A 16,536-nucleotide genomic window follows, 5' to 3' on the forward strand; every position below is an offset into this window, starting at 1 on the left:
TCACGTAAGCCTTCTTCCTACAAACAAGCGTAGAACTGATCTGAGCCTAAAGTGATCAGAAAAATCATTTCATCGCAGCGAATAGCGCCAGATTTCAGGTAAAAAAATACCCGGCATGCCGGGTATTTTTTTAAAGGGCGGATTACAGGTTGTAACCACGCTCGTTGTGTTGTGCCAGGTCGAGGCCAACAGCCTCTTCTTCTTCGCTCACGCGCAGGCCCATCACGGCATCCAGCACTTTGAGGATGACGTAGGTCACCACCGCGGTGTAGACCACAGTGAAGGCGACACCTTTGAACTGCACCCACACTTGGGTGCCGATGTCTGTCACGGTGCCGAAGCCACCCAGTGCTGGCGCTGCAAACACGCCGGTGAGGATGGCGCCGACGATACCGCCGATACCGTGTACGCCGAATGCGTCCAGCGAGTCGTCATAGCCCAGCTTGCGCTTGAGGCTGGTGGCGCAGAAGAAGCAGATCACGCCTGCCGCCAGACCGATCACGATCGAGCCCATTGGGCCGACGGTGCCTGCAGCCGGGGTGATTGCAACCAGACCGGCCACCACACCCGAGGCGATGCCCAGTGCGCTTGGCTTGCCGTGGGTAATCCACTCGGCGAACATCCAGCCCAGTGCGGCAGTGGCGGTAGCGATTTGCGTGACCAGCATCGCCATACCGGCGGTGCCGTTGGCGGCCGCTGCCGAGCCTGCGTTGAAGCCGAACCAGCCGATCCACAGCATGGCTGCGCCGACCAGGGTGTAACCCAGGTTATGCGGTGCCATTGGCGTGGTTGGGTAGCCTTTACGCTTGCCGAGCACGATGCACGCGACCAAGCCTGCAATACCGGCGTTGATGTGCACCACGGTGCCGCCCGCGAAGTCCAGCACGCCCCAGTCACCCAGCAAGCTGCCCGGGCCGCCCCAGACCATGTGGGCGATTGGCGCATACACCAGGGTGAACCACACGCCCATGAAAATCAGCATGGCCGAGAACTTCATGCGCTCTGCGAACGCACCGACGATCAGGGCCGGGGTGATGATGGCAAAGGTCATTTGGAAGGTGACGAACACTGCTTCCGGGAACAACGCCGCAGGACCTGTGATGCTCTCGGGGGTGATGCCCGCAAGGAACACCTTGCCGAAGCCGCCGATAAACGAGTTGAAGTTAGTGACGCCTGCTTCCATGCCCGTAGCGTCGAACGTGATGCTGTAGCCGTAGATGACCCACAGGATGCTGATCAGACCGGTAATGGCGAAGCACTGCATCAGAACAGAAAGAAGGTTTTTGGAGCGCACCATGCCGCCGTAAAACAGCGCCAGGCCGGGAATGGTCATAAACAGCACCAAAGCGGTTGCAGTCAGCATCCAGGCGGTATCGCCGGAGTTGAGGACTGGAGCAGCCACTTCATCCGCCGCCATGGCCAGGCCAGGCAATACAGCGGACAACAGGGCTCCGAGCCCTGCGATTTTACGCAGAGTCATAGTGTTTTCTCCTGGGGCGTTGGGGTTTGGCGGCTTAGATTGCGTCGGTATCGGTTTCGCCGGTACGGATGCGAATAGCCTGTTCCAGATTGACTACAAAAATCTTGCCATCACCAATCTTGCCGGTGTTGGCAGCCTTGGTTATCGCCTCGATAACCCGGTCAAGATCTTTGTCGTCGATAGCGACATCAATCTTCACCTTTGGCAGAAAGTCGACCACGTACTCCGCACCGCGATACAGCTCGGTGTGGCCTTTCTGCCGGCCGAAGCCTTTGACCTCAGTAACGGTAATGCCCTGCACGCCGATTTCAGACAGCGACTCGCGTACGTCGTCTAATTTGAACGGCTTGATAATGGCGGTGACTAGCTTCATGAAACTTCTCCCGAATTGGTGGACTTGCCCCAGGAAAACAAACCCGGCTCAAGTCTATGCGCAGTGTCTGGCTTTGTAACGCTTCGTTGACCTTCTTCAGGCCACGCAACGTGCATCAGTCGCTGGTGACGCAAGCACTCCCTGAACCACCTGCCGCACTACCATCGTCACAGCAACTGCATCAGTACATGAGTCATGAGCAACTAAGCAGAAACCTTGCCATGTCTGGAAAAGCCAATAATTTCAGGTGCTTATTGTCAGTTAGTGGCGTTGTGCCTGATTTCGCAGAGGTTTTGTGCACGCAAACGGTGCGCAGGTGGGAGGGGGGATGCCCAATAAATGTGCGAGGCCGGGCAAGCAATGCCGCTCTGACACTGCGTGATACACTCACCGCCATCTGTTTTAAGGACCTACCCCATGCTCGCGCCCAAAGATTTTCTCGACGCCCTGAGTGGCCAAGCCTCGCGTTTGTTCAGTGGTGACACCGCGCTGGCGCGCAACGAAATCGAAAGCCAGTTCAAAGCCTTGCTGCAAAGTGGCTTTAGCAAACTGGACCTGGTCAGCCGCGAAGAATTCGACAGCCAGATGGTCGTCCTCGCCCGCACTCGCGCGCGCCTTGAAAGCCTTGAGGCCAAAGTGGCCGAGCTGGAAGCCAGGTTGCTGCCGCCGACCGAGTAATGCCCGGATGCGGTGCGCGCGTGCGGCCCAGGTGGCCTGCCGCGCATTGCTGATGATCTGAAACCTCTGACTTGCCCCGTTTCATAGGCGCTGGCCACTCTCGTATGCGCCCAAAACCTGCCCCACGCCGACAATTTGACGGCTTTCAGCTAATGGCTATTTGACGCCAATATCACTTTAACATTACTGTCCTCACCTTTCAGGGAGGCGGTGCGGGCATTTGTCCGGGTTTTACCGCGCGAATCAATGAGTGGAGCAAGGATGCGCGGCGCACTTTTACGCAGTGGCAAAAGTGGGGCTTTTACGGCCCTGGGTGAAACTGGACAGCCGGTCTATCGGGCTGCACTGCAACTACGCGAAGCGATTCGCCGCAAAAATCCTGCCATGGCCCTGCATTTGGCCGTCCCGCAAAGTGATGAACTGGGCGACAACATTGACTGGTACAGCGATGTCCAGGGCGATGTCGTGCCGTGGGGCAGCGCCACTGAAGCAGAGCGCGCCCCTGCCCGCGCCCAGCTGGAAACCTTCAAAGCCTTTTTGGCCGAACAGAGCACGACGCTGCTGAGCGAAGGCGCCAGTTCGCCCCTCAGTGACAAGGCGGTTTTCGCCAAGCTGCTCACGCGTGTCATTGCCTTCCCAGATGAAAGCTTTGTGTACTTGGTCAACGGTACGCCGGTACTGACCTTTTGGGGGTTCGTGCACCCCAATGCCGATCGCTTTCTAGACCCGTTGTATTGCCTCTACCCGCGCACAGAAGTGCCCGCAGCAGCGCCGTTGGCGCCAGTTGCCGAGCCTGTGGTGACGCCGCCGCGCACTCCAGTGGTGGTCAAACGCTCTTGGTGGCGCTGGTTGTGGTGGCTGCTGCCCTTGCTGTTGCTTCTGCTTTTGCTGTTGTTCGGGCTACGTTTTTGCACGCCGAATGCGTCGTTGCCCGATACGTCGGGCTCCGCGTGGCAATGGCCAAAGGTTGAAGTGCCGCAGGTGCTCAAGCCGATCTTGGGCAAATTCGGCCTGGGCAATGGCCTGTCAGGCCAGGGTACTGGCACGGGCGGCGCATCGCTGCCCAAGACAGGCCCGGGAACGGCTCCAGTACCGGTTCCCAACCCGGACGATGACGCGCCAGCGCCACCTGCACCCAACCCGACGCCCGAGCCACCCGCCCCTGAGCCGCCCGTGCCTGAGCCCGTGCCCGCCCCGGAGCCCGCGCCCGAGCCGACTCCGGCCCCGCCGCCGATCCCAGAAAACGGCTCAGACAAACCCGAGGTGCCCGGCCAGTCGTTGAGCATTCCGCCTGAAGCCGCGGACGGCCAGGCAAACTTCCTCAACGGCCGTTTCCGCGCCGGGGCAGGTATTCAGGACAAAACCACTGGCAAGCCGTTGCGCCTTGAGTACCAGTTTAAAGACGGCCAGGGCCAGGTCGTAGTGCGCAAGCCCGACGGCATCAGTTGCACAGGCCCGGTCACGGCGGCCATGCACGGCGGCAACCTGTCGATCAACAGCCTGGGCCAGGCGGCCTGCGGCGACGGTAGCCGTTACGAAATGCCAAAGGTTGATTGCCGTCAGGGTGCCAAGAGCATTGCTGACTGCAGCGGAATTTATGAAGACAAGCAGTTCCCCATCTCCATGCGGCAGATGGGCGAATAAGCACGGGAAGATTTCGACATGTTGCCAGAAGTTACCCAGTTTGAAGACGTCGTAAAGCTGGTCAGTGATACGGGCATCCAGTTCATGGATTTCGCCTTCCGTCAGGACCAGATAACGTCCCCCAATGGCGCCTTTACGTTGATCGATGGCGACGTGTTGTGCCGTTTGCAGGTGCACACCGACGAGTCGTACTTTTACGACATTGACCACGAGAAACGGCAAAAGGCCGAGCCGGACTTTTGGCTGCCGATCAGCAAGAGCCTCGCTTTGCTGGACGGGCTTTGGTTGCCTTTGCCGTTCTTCCGCTACATGCCGCCCTACACATTTGATCAAGGCCCGAGCAACTGGGCGCGCATGCGCTTCGTCAAGCTGGCGGAGCCGGACATTGATGGCAACACGCACCGCCTCACACTGGCCCTCGACACGCGTGTAATTGGCAAAAAAGACGGTATGGCCTACCTGGCGCCCAATGACGAAGACGTCAGCTCCGGGGTGTCGTTCCGCGTAGCGTCCAAACTGGCGCAAATGCGCTGGTTCCAGGATTTGCCGTGGGTTAAAGAGTGGTTGCTGGAAGCATTCCGTGACGCCAGCGTCCGGGTCGACCGCGACCTGCTGCAAGACCAGGAAGACGAAAAACACCCGCAAGCGCATTACCTTAACCTGCTGAGCCTGCTTGAGCGGGTCGAGCAAATCGGGCCGAACCCGGCGCAGCCGGTGATTGTGATGCCAGAGCTGACGGTGATCGCCAACGGTGCAAAGAGCCAGACCAAACCGATACCGGTGGACCTGATTCTGGACGTCGGCAACTCGCGTACCTGCGGGATCTTGATTGAGAACCAGGGCGTGGACCGCATGGGCCTCAAAAATAACTACGTGTTGGAGTTGCGCGACCTGCTGGCCCCGGAGCATGTCTACAACCAGCCCTTTGAAAGCCGCGTCGAGTTCTCCAAGACTTCGTTTGGCAAAGATCATTTTTCGAGCAAAAGCGGGCGCCACGATGCGTTCCAGTGGCCGACCATTGCCCGAGTCGGCAACGAAGCCGGGCGCCTGGCCAGTCTGCGTCGTGGCACCGAAGGCTCAACCGGCCTGTCCAGCCCCAAGCGCTACCTGTGGGATGAAAACGCCTACGACCATGGCTGGCGCTTCAACAACTCCTACATCAAAAATGACAGCGAGCCACCCGCGACGGCCGCCCCGTTTTCGCACCTGATCAACAACCTAGGTGAGGCGCTGTACAGCCTGCCCGAAGACGACCAGATGCCGGTGTTCAAGGCGCTCTATTCGCGCAGCTCGCTGATGACGTTCATGCTGGCCGAGGTTTTGACCCAGGCGCTGGCACAGATCAACAGCCCGGCCCAGCGTGCGCGCCAGGGCAAAACCGGTATCCCGCGCCAGCTCAACAGCATCACCCTGACCGTGCCGCCCGGCATGCCACAGGCTGAACGCAGCATCCTGGGCAAGCGTATGTCGCAAGCCATTGGCCTGGTCTGGAAAAGCATGGGCTGGCACAACAGTGACGAAGATCCCTACACCGATCAAACGACGCGCCCGACCACCCCGCTGCCGCTCATCAACATTGATTGGGATGAGGCTTCGTGCGGGCAACTGGTGTACCTCTACACCGAAATTGCCGAGAACTTTGCCGGTCACCCGGAAGAGTTTTTTGCCACCCTGGCGCGCCCTGACAAAGCCGACCGCGATCGCATTACCGTGGCCAGCATTGATATTGGTGGCGGTACCACGGACCTGGTGATTACCGAGTACCGAATCGATCCGGGTGCCCGTGCGGTACACGGCATGAACGTACACATCGTGCCCAAGCAACTGTTTCGCGACAGCTTCAAAATCGCGGGCGATGACATCCTCCTGGACATGATTCACCGCGTCGTGCTGCCGAGCCTGGAGCAAGGCTTTCGCGAGGCCAGGGTCGAGTCGCCGGACTCGTTGCTGTCACGCTTGTGCGGCAGCGAAACCATCAGCACGCAAAACGAGGTGCTGCGCCAGCAGCTCAACCTGCAAGTGCTCACCCCCCTGGGGCTGGCGCTGCTCAGGGCCTACGAGCAATTCGACCCGCTGGCACCGGCGGCGCCCGAGACCTACACCTACCGCCAGTTGCTGACAGAAAGCGACATCAACCTCAGCGTGCTGAACTACGTCAGTGGTGCGGTGCGCCGTGACACCGGCGGCGAAGTGTTCGACCTGCTGGACACCAAAATCACCTTCAACCTGCGCGCCATTCACGACATGTTCCTCAATGACGGCGTGAACATTGGCAAGCCGCTTAGCGCGCTGTGTGAGGTGATCGCGCATTACCCGTGCGACGTCTTGCTGCTGACCGGTCGGCCTTCGCGCCTGCCCGGCGTGCAGGCGTTTATCCGGCAAAACCTGCCGTTGGTGCCGGGGCGCATCGTACCGATGCAGAGCTACCGCACGGGCGGCTGGTACCCGTTCCACAAAAACGGCTTGATCGACGACCCGAAAAGTACCGCAGCGGTCGGCGCGATGCTCTGCCTGTTGTGTGCCAACCACAGTGTTCACGGCTTCTACTTCCGTGCTGACAAGCTGGTGCCGTACTCGACCATCAAACACATCGGAGTCATCGACCTGGAGAACAGCATCCGCGACCGCGACGTGCTGTTCCGCGATATCCGCACCGAGCGCGGCTGCATCCAGCTGGCCGGGGACAGCGAAGAAGAACAGGCGGTGACACCGGCCCTGGCCATGCCTTCGGCCATCCGCCTGGGCTTTCGCCAGTTGAGTGTTGAGCGCTGGGCGGCCTCGCCGCTGTACAGCTTGAGCTTCACCGATGAAGGCAAACGCAAAATGGCCACCGGCACCCGGGATGGCAGCGGCGCCGTCGCCAGCGTGCGCTTCAAGGTTGCGAAGAACCCGGAAACGGCCAACGCCGGGCTGGTCAGCGACCAGTTGGAGGTGCGCAGCGTGACCTCCAACACGGCGGAGCGCCTGGACAAAAATGACGTACACCTGCAGCTCAACACCCTGCTGGTGTCGAGTCTGGGGGACAACACCTATTGGCTCGACAGCGGAACAGTGAAGCACTCATGAACGAACTGACCCCGGAACAAAAAGCCCTGTCTGCTCGTTGGGCAGCCGTTCATGCCGGTGCAGCCAGCGCCCTGGACTGGATTGAGCAAACCCGCCCGACAGCGCCGAGCCTGGACGGTCAGGCCGATGATCTGAGCTATGACCTGCACCGCGTGCGCAACGAGGCGGCGAACCATGAGCGTGCCGCCACGCGGCCGATGACCCTCGGCTTTTTTGGCATCTCGCAAGCGGGCAAGTCGTACTTGATCCTGTCGCTGGCCGCTGGCCAGAACGAGCGCCTGGAAACCATGATGGGCGGGCGCCGTGTCGACTTCCTCAAGCACGTCAACCCGGCCGGTGTGGGCAAGGAAGCAACGGGCCTGGTGACGCGCTTCAGTCGGCACGCCAAGGCCTCGGATGACGATCAGTACCCGGTCGAACTCAAGCTGTTGGGCGAAGCCGACCTGATCAAGATTCTGGGTAACTCCTGGTTCAAGGACTTTGATCAGTCGCGGGTCACCTTTCGCATCACCGACGAGGTGATCCAGGCCGCATTGAAACCCTTCGAAGGGCGTGAGAACGGGCCTGTGCTACCGGGCATCAGCGCTGACGATGTGGTCTCGCTGTGGGACTACTTCAAAACCAGTTTTGCCAACGCTGTCAGCCTGCTCGACCACGCCTATTGGCCGCGCGTGCTCAAGCTCGCGCCGCGCCTCACGGTGGCAGAGCGCACGCAGCTGTTTTCGCTGTTGTGGGGCAATGAGCCCGCCCTGAAAGACGTCTATTCCTCGCTGGCCGGCAGCCTGCACCAGTTGGGGCTGCCGGCGACCGTGTTCGCACCGCTGCACGCGTTGTTCCGCCTGGATGACAAGGGCCGTGAAGTGCAGAGCGACAGCATCATGAGCGTGGATATTCTAGCCCGCTTCGGCACCGCCAAAGACCACCCGATCGACGTGCGCCCACTGCTCAACGGGCAGTTGCAAACACCGCGCAGCGTGCTGGTGTCGCACTTGGCGGCGCTGACCTCGGAGATGACCTTCCGGCTGGTTGAAACCCCCAAAGACCCGATTGTGAATGAGGTCGACCTGCTCGACTTCCCCGGCTATCGCGGGCGCATGTCGCTCACCGATTTTTCCAAGATCAGTGACCCGGCGTTGAGCGAAGGCGACAACCCGGTGTCGCAGTTGATCCTGCGCGGTAAAGTCGCGTACTTGTTCGAGCGCTACACCGACAACCAGGAAATGAACGCCCTGGTGCTGTGCACCAACTCGAACAAAGGCATCGAAATCAACGAAATCGGCCCGGTCCTGACCCGCTGGATTGAAAACACCCAAGGCGCGACCCCCAAGGAACGCGCCACCCGCAGCAGCGGTTTGATCTGGGCCATGACCATGCTCGACCTGCGGATCAACGCCATGGTCAAGATGGCACCGGGGCTGCGTCCCGACAGTTGGGGCGGGATGATCCAGTCGGCGATGACCGAGCGCTTTGGCCGTCATGACTGGCTCAATGACTGGGCCGATGGCGTGCCGTTCAACAACACCTACCTGGTGCGCAAGCCTCACGAAGATTTCGTCTGTGTGGGCTACGACAGCAACCGCCTCGAAACCGGCATCCTGCCGGAGTATCAGCCGGTGCTGGATGACATCGGCGGCGCGTTTGAAGAAGCGCCACAGGTCAAGCAACACTTCAGCCAACCTGCCCAAGCCTGGCAAGCGGTGCTGGGCGGCGACGGTGGCATGACCCGCATCATCTCGGGCATCCGGGCGGTTGCCAGCCTGGACTTCAAACTCCAGCGTCAGCGTGAGCGGCTCGAAGAATTGCTGACCTCGTTCACCACCCAGGGCGTGTCCGAATGGCACATGCCCGACGGTGATGGCGCCATTGAAGCCAAGCGCGCCCAAGCGCAAATGATCTATTCGGGCCTGCGCCTGCGCGGCCAGAAGCTGGGTGATTTCATCAGCCATCTGCAACTGCCGGTGGCCGCCGTGCGTGAGTTGTACCTGAGCGGTGAATACGATAACGAGGCGCTCGTCGCCCCGGCCGAGGTCGAGCCAGACGCGGCGCCCGTTGCGCCGGTCAGCAGTGGCTGGGCGTTTGACGACGGCTACGACGATGAGCCGGTCAGCGGCAAGGCCGTGAAGGCCGATGCGCCTTTGGCCAAGCCCCAAGGCCCGCAAAACAGTGCCCAACGCTTCGCCCGTGCCGCGTTCAACATGTGGATCGCGCACTTGCGCCACTTGAGCAACAACACCGGTTTGCTGGCGCTGCTGGGCTTCGACAAAAAGCTCATGGATGCCGTGGTCGCAGAAGTGATCGTGGGGGCCTATCGCGCCCAGGTACTGGAGCAACTGAGCGCGGCTGTCGCCAAATGCTCAGAAACCAACGCGCGCCGCGAACGGCTGGCCGAGCGCCAAGTGCTCGAAGTGCAGATCGTGCTGCGCGACTTTGTGTCCTGGTTTGGCTATTTCACCCAGCCCGCCACGGAACGCCCAGCCAGCCGCGCCCGCCATGGCAACCCGGTGTTTGGTTTCTACGCGCCGGTCAACACCGCCCCGGCGCAGGCATCGCACGAGTCTGAGCCTGAACACTACCTGCCGACACTGCCCGAACAGGTGGGCATGCCCGCCATGACCTTTCTGACGGACTGGATGTCGGCCCTGGCGGCCATGACCGAAGCGAATGCCGGGCATGGCGCGGGCAGTGAAATAACCCCTGAGCAAAATGAACGGCTGGGCCACGTGCTCAAAGCCTACAAGGCGATTTAAGCAATGCCGATTCGAGTCAATTTGCTCGCGTTAGAGCCACACGCCCACGGTTACGCCCGTCTGGTGATCAAAGGGTGGAAGGGGTCGCAGCAGCAGTTGGAGTTCACCCTCCAGCGCAACAGCGACGACCACTACCTGCACGAAGGCCAGAAGTGGAGCAACAACCCCTTCTGGTTTCAGGTGCCGGAGTTCCCGCTGGCCGCCGATGGCAAGAGCCTGGAAGTGCTGGTTGGCCCGCAAATCGTTGACACGCTGCTGGAAGGCAGCGTCGACACCACGTTCAGTTTCGTGCTCAACGAGCCCGCGACCGGGACCAAGGATCACGGCGTGGTGCTGCCCGGCCGCGACGTGACCTCCAGAGCCGCTGGCGATGAAAAGGCTGCGCCGCCGGTATGGAAAGGCATCATTCTGGCCGATGTGGTGGGCAGCGTGCCTGCACCGGCCGCGCCCGTTGAAGCGCCGCCGGTGGTGGTTGCTGAACCCGCGCCAGAGCCTGCCCCTGCCCCGGAGCCGGTGATCGAGCCGGTGGCGGCGGTGGTTGAACCCGTGCGCGTTGAGCCAGCCCCGGCTGCGCCAAAGCCTGCGGCAGCGGGCAAAAAGAAGGCCTGGCTGATCCCGTTGATCATCGCCCTGCTGGCAATCATCGCCGCCGGGGTCTTTTTCTGGCTCAAGAATCCGGCAACCGACACCGTCGCAAGCCCGGCCCCAACGCCTGCCCCGCTGCCGACGGGCGCCGAAGCCTGCACGCTGGAAAGCATGAGCACGTTGCCTGAGCTGACCTTTGTTCAGACCTGCATCAAAAAGTCGCCGGGCAGCGCCGAGTTGCTGGAAATCATCAACGTCGCCAAGGCCAATAACCATTGCGGCATTGCCCAGCGTCTGTACGCCAACCGTGCGCAAGCCGGGGACATGCAAATCGCGACCGCCTACGCCCATGAGTACGATCCGAAATTCCATCAGGCCAGCCAATGCTTTGCTGAGCCTGACAAGGCGACGGCCGCGTACTGGTACGAAACCATCCTCAGCCACGAGCCTGAGAATGCGCAAGCCAAGGCGCGTTTTGAGGAGTTGAAACCGTGAGCCGTTTTGCATTCGCTGCCAGCACCTTGCTGACGTTGTGCATGGGCAGTTCGCTGGCCCTCGCGGACGACAAGCCGCTGATTCAGGAAGGCAAGAAAACCCTGTTTCAGCGCGTGCTGACCACGCCGGGTTGCACACTCAGCAGCAGCGCGGGCGGTGCTCCGGGCGCCGCGCAGCCGACGTTCAGCCGTTTTTACGTGTACGAGCGCGCCCAGGCGGCGAATGCCGAGTGGCTCAAGGTCGGCCCGGACAGCTTTGGTAAAACGGTGGGCTGGCTGCCCGCTGCGTGTACCACTGACTGGAAAATGCAGCTCACGCTGGCCTTCACCAACCCGGCGAACCGCGACCGGCTGATGTTCTTCAAAGACCGCGCCACCCTGGAAGGCATCCTCGATGCGCCAGACCCGGTGAGCAAGGTCGCGCCACTGCGGGCCAAGCTCAAGCAAGGCACGCTGGCGCCCGGCGTGCTGGCCCAGGAGCCGGAATTCTTTGTCGACCTGCACAAGCAGTTCTACCTGCTGCCGGTGCTGAGCGGTGAAGAAGTGATGACCGAAGAAGGCTTTCGCACGCGCCTGCTCAATGTCGCGTCGGTGAGCAAGGCAGACGACAAAGCCCAGCCAGCAGGCGCCGCCGCAACACCCGATGCGGGTGCGGCCAAGGCTGGTCAGTTGAAGGAATTCAGCGCTGCGGTGGTGTTCGTGATCGACTCCACGATCTCCATGGACCCGTACATCGAGCGCACCCGCGAAGCGATTCGCAAGGTCTACAAACAGATCGAAAACGAGAACCTGGGCAATCAGGTCAAGTTCGGTCTGGTCGCATTTCGCTCCAACACCAAGGCCGTGCCGGGCCTGGAATACGTGAGCAAAATGTACGCCGACCCGAACAAGGTCACCGGCAGCGAAGACTTCCTGGCCAAGGTGGCGGACCTCAAGCAGGCCAAAGTGTCGAGCAAGAGTTTCGATGAAGACGCCTACGCGGGCGTGATGCACAGCATCGACAAAGTCGACTGGTCGCAATTTGGCGCCCGTTACGTGGTGCTGATCACCGACGCCAGTGCGCTGGACGGTGATGACAAACTCAGCACCACCGGCATGAGCGCCGACCAGGTGCGGCTTGAGGCGGCCAACCCTGGCGTGGCGATTTACACCCTGCACTTGAAGACCCCGGCGGGCATCAAGGACCACGCCAAGGCTGAGAGCCAGTACCAGAACCTGTCGACCTATCCGGGCACCAATACCTCGCTGTACTACCCGGTCAACGCCGGTGACGTGCAAGCCTTTGGTCAAAAAGTAGACGCCCTGGCCAGCGCAATTACTTCGCAGGTCAAAGCCGCCTACATGGGTGAAGACGCCATTGGCAGCGCGCTGAACGCCAAGCAGGACGTAACGCCCAAAGACCCGGCCCAGCAGAAAATGCTCGATGACGCCGCCTTGATCGGCCATGCCATGCAGCTGGCTTACCTGGGCGAAAAAACCAACAGCCAGGCACCACCGGTGTTTCAAGCCTGGATCACCGACCGCGACCTGATCAAGCAAAACATCCCGACCACGGATGTGCGGGTGTTGCTGACCAAGTCGCAACTCAGCGACTTGAGTGACGTGATGAAGCAGATTCTGGATGCCGCCAACGAAGGCCTGATCTCACCGACCGAAATGTTTGATCGCCTGCGTGCGGTGGCCGCGACGATGGGCGCCGATCCGAATCAGTTGAAGCAGAACGGCAACGCCAAGCTGGCGCAAATGGGCGTGCTCGGTGAGTACCTCGAAGACCTGCCGTACCAAAGCGAAGTGCTCAACCTGGACGAAGAAACCTGGAAAAGCTGGGACGGTCTGGCGCAAGAGAAATTCATTCGTAACCTGAGCACCAAGCTGCGCCACTACCAGCGTTACAACGCTGACGTGGACCGTTGGGTGGCCTTGGCCAATGACAGCGATGCGCGGGACAACGTGTACCCGGTGCCGCTGGAAATGATGCCTTAACGAGACGCCCATGCTCGATATCCAGGACATGCTCGTGCGCCGTGGCAGCGGCGCTCAGGCGCACAGCGTGCGTTTGCCCGCGTTGCAGGTGAAAGCGGGAGAGATCCTGGCCATTACTGGCGAGAGCGGGTGTGGCAAAAGCACCTTGCTCGAAGCCATCGGTCTGTTGTTGCAACCTGTGGAATTGCGTCAGTTCACCCTCGGCCCAAGCCGGCACGAACCCCACGCCCCCCCGCTGGACATTGCCAGGTTACTGACCAGCAACGACCAGCCCGGCCTTTCAGAGGTGCGTTCGCGGCACTTGGGTTTCATTCTGCAAAGTGGCGGCCTGCTGCCGTTTTTGAGCGTGCGCGACAACATCAGTTTGCCCCGGCGCTTGCTCGGCATGCCCGCTGCCAGCGAGCAGGTAGACCGCGCCGTTGACGCGCTGCGCCTTACGGGGTTGCTCGGTAAATTGCCGCAGGCTTTGTCGATTGGCGAGCGCCAGCGCGTGGCCTGCGTGCGGGCCATCGCCCATGAACCGCAATTGCTGCTGGCCGATGAGCCCACGGCATCCCTCGACCCGCACAGCGCCCGGCGCTTGTTTGAATTGCTGTTGAGCCTGGTCAACGAATTGGGCTTGAGCGCACTGGTGGTGTCCCACGACTGGGCGCTGGTGCGTGACTTTGGTTTGCCGCGACTGGGGGCGATCAGTCGTCAGGGAGAAACTCGCTTTGAAGCCATGGATTAGCCGCCTCGGCCTGCTCGGCTCGCTGGCAGTCGAAGACCTCTGGCATGACCGCAAGGTGTCGTTTTGCATCGCCGCGTCGCTGGTGGCGGTGATCGCTCCGCTGTTGCTGCTGTTCGGGCTCAAGCACGGTGTAGTCAGCCAGTTGCAAAACGAGCTGCTCAGCGACCCGCGCAACCTTGAAGTGAAAATGCTCAGCAGCGGCAATTACGACACCGCGTGGATCGAGCGCTTGCGCCAGCAGCCCGAGGTCGGTTTTGCCATTGGGCAAACCCGCTCGCTGAACACTCAGGCCGACTTGTTGATGGGGCTGCAACGCTTTGTCGAAAACGCCGAAATCATCCCTACGGATGCCCACGATCCGCTGCTGAATCTGGCGCAAAGCCGTTTGAGTGGCAACCAAGTGATCCTCAGCGCCCGTGCTGCGCAACGCTTGCAGGCCACGGTCGGCGACAGCGTGCGCTTGCGCGCGCCGCGTCGTCTGGACGGCATCAATGAGCGTGGCGAGTTGAATCTGGAGGTGGTGGCGGTACTTGATGCGGCCCGCTTTGGCCGCGCTGCCGGATTTGTCGCACCGCCGTTGTTGCTTGAGCTGGAGCGCTTTCGCGATGGTTATCAGGTGCCCGCGTTTGGCCTGGACAGCGGCAAACCCCAGATCGACCTCAAACCGCTGTATGCCCGTGCCCGCGTGTATGCCCGCGACATAGACAGCGTGGCGCCGCTGGAGCGCTGGCTGAACCAGCAGAACATCGAAACCTCCAGCCGCCTGGCGGAGATCGACAACGTTAAAGCCATCAACCATGTGCTGGGGCTGATTTTCGGCGTGATTGCCGGGGCGGCCTTGATCGGCTGCATCGCGTCGATGATCGGTGCGTTTCTGGCCAACATCGACCGCAAGCGCAAAAGCCTCGCGGTGCTGCGCCTGTTGGGCTTCAGCAGCCCGGCCGTGGCCGGTTTTGTCATCGCCCAGGCCATGCTTCTGAGTCTGGTCGGCTATGTCGGCGGGCTGGGGTTTTATGGCGTGGGCAGCCTGCTGTTTGACCACCTGCTGGGCAGCAGCCAGGCCACCGGCACATTTGTTTGTCACATCACGGTCTGGCACGGGCTGGCGGCCCTGCTGATCGCCTTGTTGGTCGCCGCACTGGTCGCCGTTATCGGCGCAGTGCGGGCCATCAGCATCCAACCTGCGGAGAGTTTGCGTGAGCTATAAACGTGTGCTGTTGCTCGCATCCCTGAGCTGTGGTTTTTGGCTCAACGCGTCGGCGGCGAGCTGGGACGAGAAGTTTTACAACCCGGCCCCTGACGCCAATGACGTGGTGCTGCCGATGCCGTGCGACGGCGCGATGGTGTTTCGCAAGGTATTCATCCCGGTCACCGGGCCGCTGGATGACTACCCGATCAACATCGGCCAGGACAGCGCCGAGTGGGGCTATGTCGAGCAAAAGCGCCCGACCTTTATCGCCGGTAGCTTTACAGGCGCCAAGGGTGACAAGTCGCGTTACTACCTCATGGCCAAGTACGAGATGAGCCAGTTGCAGTACCAGGCGCTGACTGACGAAACCTGCCCCACGCCGTCGAACAAACTGCGCTTGCCGCAGGTGGCGATCAGTTGGGTGCAGGCCATCGAGGCGGGCGACAAGTACAACCTGTGGTTGCGCAAAAACGCGGCCGCCAAACTGCCCAAGGAAGACGGTGCGCTGGGCTTTTTGCGCCTGCCGACTGAAACCGAGTGGGAATTCGCTGCCCGTGGCGGGCTGGAAGTGGGCGCGGCTGAATTCAGTGACTCGCGCTACCCGATGCCAGAAGGCTTGAACGCCTATGAGTGGTTCGGTGGCGCCCAGTCGTCCAACGGCAAATTGCAACTGAGCGGCCTGCAAAAGCCCAATCCGCTGGGCCTGCACGACATGCTCGGTAACGCCGACGAGATGATGTTTGAGCCTTTTCGCCTGAACAAACTGGACCGCCAGCACGGCCAGGCAGGCGGCTATGTGGTGCGCGGCGGCAACTACCTGACCCCGCAAGCCGACTTGCGCACGTCGTTGCGCAAGGAAGAGCCGTACTACAACGCTGACGGCCAGGTGAAAAACAAAACCACCGGCCTGCGGCTGGTGATGGTGTCCCCGACCCTGACCTCGCGTGAGCGGGTGGGCAGCATCGAGCAGAGCTGGAAAAAGCTCGGCAGCGGCCCCCAGGAAGGCGAAAAAGGCACCGTGCAGGAACTCAACACGCTGGCCCAAGGGGTTGAAGACAAGGCCCTCAAAGAGAAGCTGCAAACCCTGGAAAACCAGTTGCGCGCCAGCAACCAGCAACAGGAAGAAACCCGCGATCAGGCGATCCGCGCGAGCCTCAACCTGGGGGCGTTCCTGTGTACCAAGATGCTCGATGACGGCCAGTACCTAGACTTCCTGCAGAAAAATTACAGCCTCAACTGCGAGTCCGAAGACAAGGACCCGAGCTGCGACATGCGCAAGGGCAAGCTCGATGAGCAGAAAGACCGCCTGCACAAGCTCAGCCGCTACTACGCCAGCAGCCTGGTGGAGTCAGCGTCCTTGTACGGCCAGCCGCTGCTGGAGGCGCAAGTGCCGGTGATGGAAGAAATCATCAGCCAGAACAAACAACTGCAAGAACTCAAACCGTATTTGCGCACTCATTGGGCCAATCAAAAGACCTACCTGCAAAAGCAGAAGATCGACACTGACGCCTGGTTGAAGAGCTGCAAATCGGTCACCCCCTAAGCCCACTACATGCTTCAACAAGGA

Annotated in this window: 11 protein-coding genes; 9 read left to right on the plus strand and 2 right to left on the minus strand. The window is 61.0% G+C overall.

Features of this window, described 5'->3' with window-relative positions:
- Positions 1 to 142 precede the first annotated feature (142 nt).
- The gene (locus ACJJU9_RS25295; protein WP_048387178.1) at positions 143 to 1,480 is read right to left on the minus strand and encodes an ammonium transporter; all 1,338 of its coding nucleotides are present in this window, start codon (positions 1,478 to 1,480) and stop codon (positions 143 to 145) included.
- 34 nt (positions 1,481 to 1,514) lie between these two features.
- Complete coding sequence (gene glnK / locus ACJJU9_RS25300) at positions 1,515 to 1,853, minus strand: P-II family nitrogen regulator (protein WP_002555808.1); 339 nt, start codon at positions 1,851 to 1,853, stop codon at positions 1,515 to 1,517.
- Positions 1,854 to 2,270: 417 nt separating this feature from the next.
- Between glnK and ACJJU9_RS25305 the strand changes: the two genes are divergently transcribed.
- From ACJJU9_RS25305 to ACJJU9_RS25345, 9 genes are all read left to right on the plus strand, one after another.
- Complete coding sequence (locus ACJJU9_RS25305) at positions 2,271 to 2,531, plus strand: accessory factor UbiK family protein (RefSeq protein ID WP_048387176.1); 261 nt, start codon at positions 2,271 to 2,273, stop codon at positions 2,529 to 2,531.
- Positions 2,532 to 2,792: 261 nt separating this feature from the next.
- A complete protein-coding gene (locus ACJJU9_RS25310) occupies positions 2,793 to 4,175 on the plus strand; it encodes an SrfA family protein (RefSeq protein ID WP_407729785.1) in 1,383 nt (460 codons plus the stop codon).
- Between the two features lie 18 nt (positions 4,176 to 4,193).
- Complete coding sequence (locus tag ACJJU9_RS25315; RefSeq protein ID WP_153327526.1) at positions 4,194 to 7,241, plus strand: virulence factor SrfB; 3,048 nt, start codon at positions 4,194 to 4,196, stop codon at positions 7,239 to 7,241.
- Positions 7,238 to 9,988, plus strand: coding sequence for a virulence factor SrfC family protein (locus ACJJU9_RS25320; protein WP_407729786.1), 2,751 nt, complete (start codon positions 7,238 to 7,240; stop codon positions 9,986 to 9,988). The genes ACJJU9_RS25315 and ACJJU9_RS25320 overlap by 4 nt, the downstream gene beginning before the upstream one ends.
- A gap of 3 nt (positions 9,989 to 9,991) precedes the next feature.
- Entirely contained in the window at positions 9,992 to 11,068 is a 1,077-nt protein-coding gene (locus ACJJU9_RS25325) for a hypothetical protein (protein WP_407729787.1), read from the plus strand.
- Between the two features lie 41 nt (positions 11,069 to 11,109).
- Positions 11,110 to 13,050, plus strand: a complete 1,941-nt coding sequence (locus ACJJU9_RS25330) for a vWA domain-containing protein (RefSeq protein WP_407731036.1) — start codon at positions 11,110 to 11,112, stop codon at positions 13,048 to 13,050.
- Positions 13,051 to 13,060: 10 nt separating this feature from the next.
- The gene (locus ACJJU9_RS25335; RefSeq protein ID WP_407729788.1) at positions 13,061 to 13,780 is read left to right on the plus strand and encodes an ABC transporter ATP-binding protein; all 720 of its coding nucleotides are present in this window, start codon (positions 13,061 to 13,063) and stop codon (positions 13,778 to 13,780) included.
- Positions 13,764 to 14,987 carry an ABC transporter permease gene (locus tag ACJJU9_RS25340; RefSeq protein ID WP_407729789.1) on the plus strand — a complete coding sequence of 408 codons (1,224 nt, stop codon included), beginning with the start codon at positions 13,764 to 13,766 and terminating at the stop codon, positions 14,985 to 14,987. Before ACJJU9_RS25335 ends, ACJJU9_RS25340 begins: the two co-directional genes overlap by 17 nt.
- The gene (locus tag ACJJU9_RS25345; protein WP_407729790.1) at positions 14,977 to 16,512 is read left to right on the plus strand and encodes an SUMF1/EgtB/PvdO family nonheme iron enzyme; all 1,536 of its coding nucleotides are present in this window, start codon (positions 14,977 to 14,979) and stop codon (positions 16,510 to 16,512) included. The genes ACJJU9_RS25340 and ACJJU9_RS25345 overlap by 11 nt, the downstream gene beginning before the upstream one ends.
- Positions 16,513 to 16,536: the final 24 nt, after the last annotated feature.

Origin of the sequence: Pseudomonas helleri (assembly GCF_045830615.1) — a bacterium.
GTDB lineage: Bacteria > Pseudomonadota > Gammaproteobacteria > Pseudomonadales > Pseudomonadaceae > Aquipseudomonas > Aquipseudomonas helleri.

Bases quoted from the DNA above. Each gene is read 5' to 3' on its own strand.
- ACJJU9_RS25330 (WP_407731036.1), top strand. From the start codon at position 11,110: ATGGGCAGTTCGCTGGCCCTCGCGGACGACAAGCCGCTGATTCAGGAA.
- ACJJU9_RS25315 (WP_153327526.1), top strand. From the start codon at position 4,194: ATGTTGCCAGAAGTTACCCAGTTTGAAGACGTCGTAAAGCTGGTCAGT.
- ACJJU9_RS25305 (WP_048387176.1), top strand. From the start codon at position 2,271: ATGCTCGCGCCCAAAGATTTTCTCGACGCCCTGAGTGGCCAAGCCTCG.
- ACJJU9_RS25325 (WP_407729787.1), top strand. From the start codon at position 9,992: ATGCCGATTCGAGTCAATTTGCTCGCGTTAGAGCCACACGCCCACGGT.
- ACJJU9_RS25335 (WP_407729788.1), top strand. From the start codon at position 13,061: ATGCTCGATATCCAGGACATGCTCGTGCGCCGTGGCAGCGGCGCTCAG.
- ACJJU9_RS25320 (WP_407729786.1), top strand. From the start codon at position 7,238: ATGAACGAACTGACCCCGGAACAAAAAGCCCTGTCTGCTCGTTGGGCA.
- glnK (WP_002555808.1), bottom strand. From the start codon at position 1,853: ATGAAGCTAGTCACCGCCATTATCAAGCCGTTCAAATTAGACGACGTA.
- ACJJU9_RS25295 (WP_048387178.1), bottom strand. From the start codon at position 1,480: ATGACTCTGCGTAAAATCGCAGGGCTCGGAGCCCTGTTGTCCGCTGTA.
- ACJJU9_RS25310 (WP_407729785.1), top strand. From the start codon at position 2,793: ATGCGCGGCGCACTTTTACGCAGTGGCAAAAGTGGGGCTTTTACGGCC.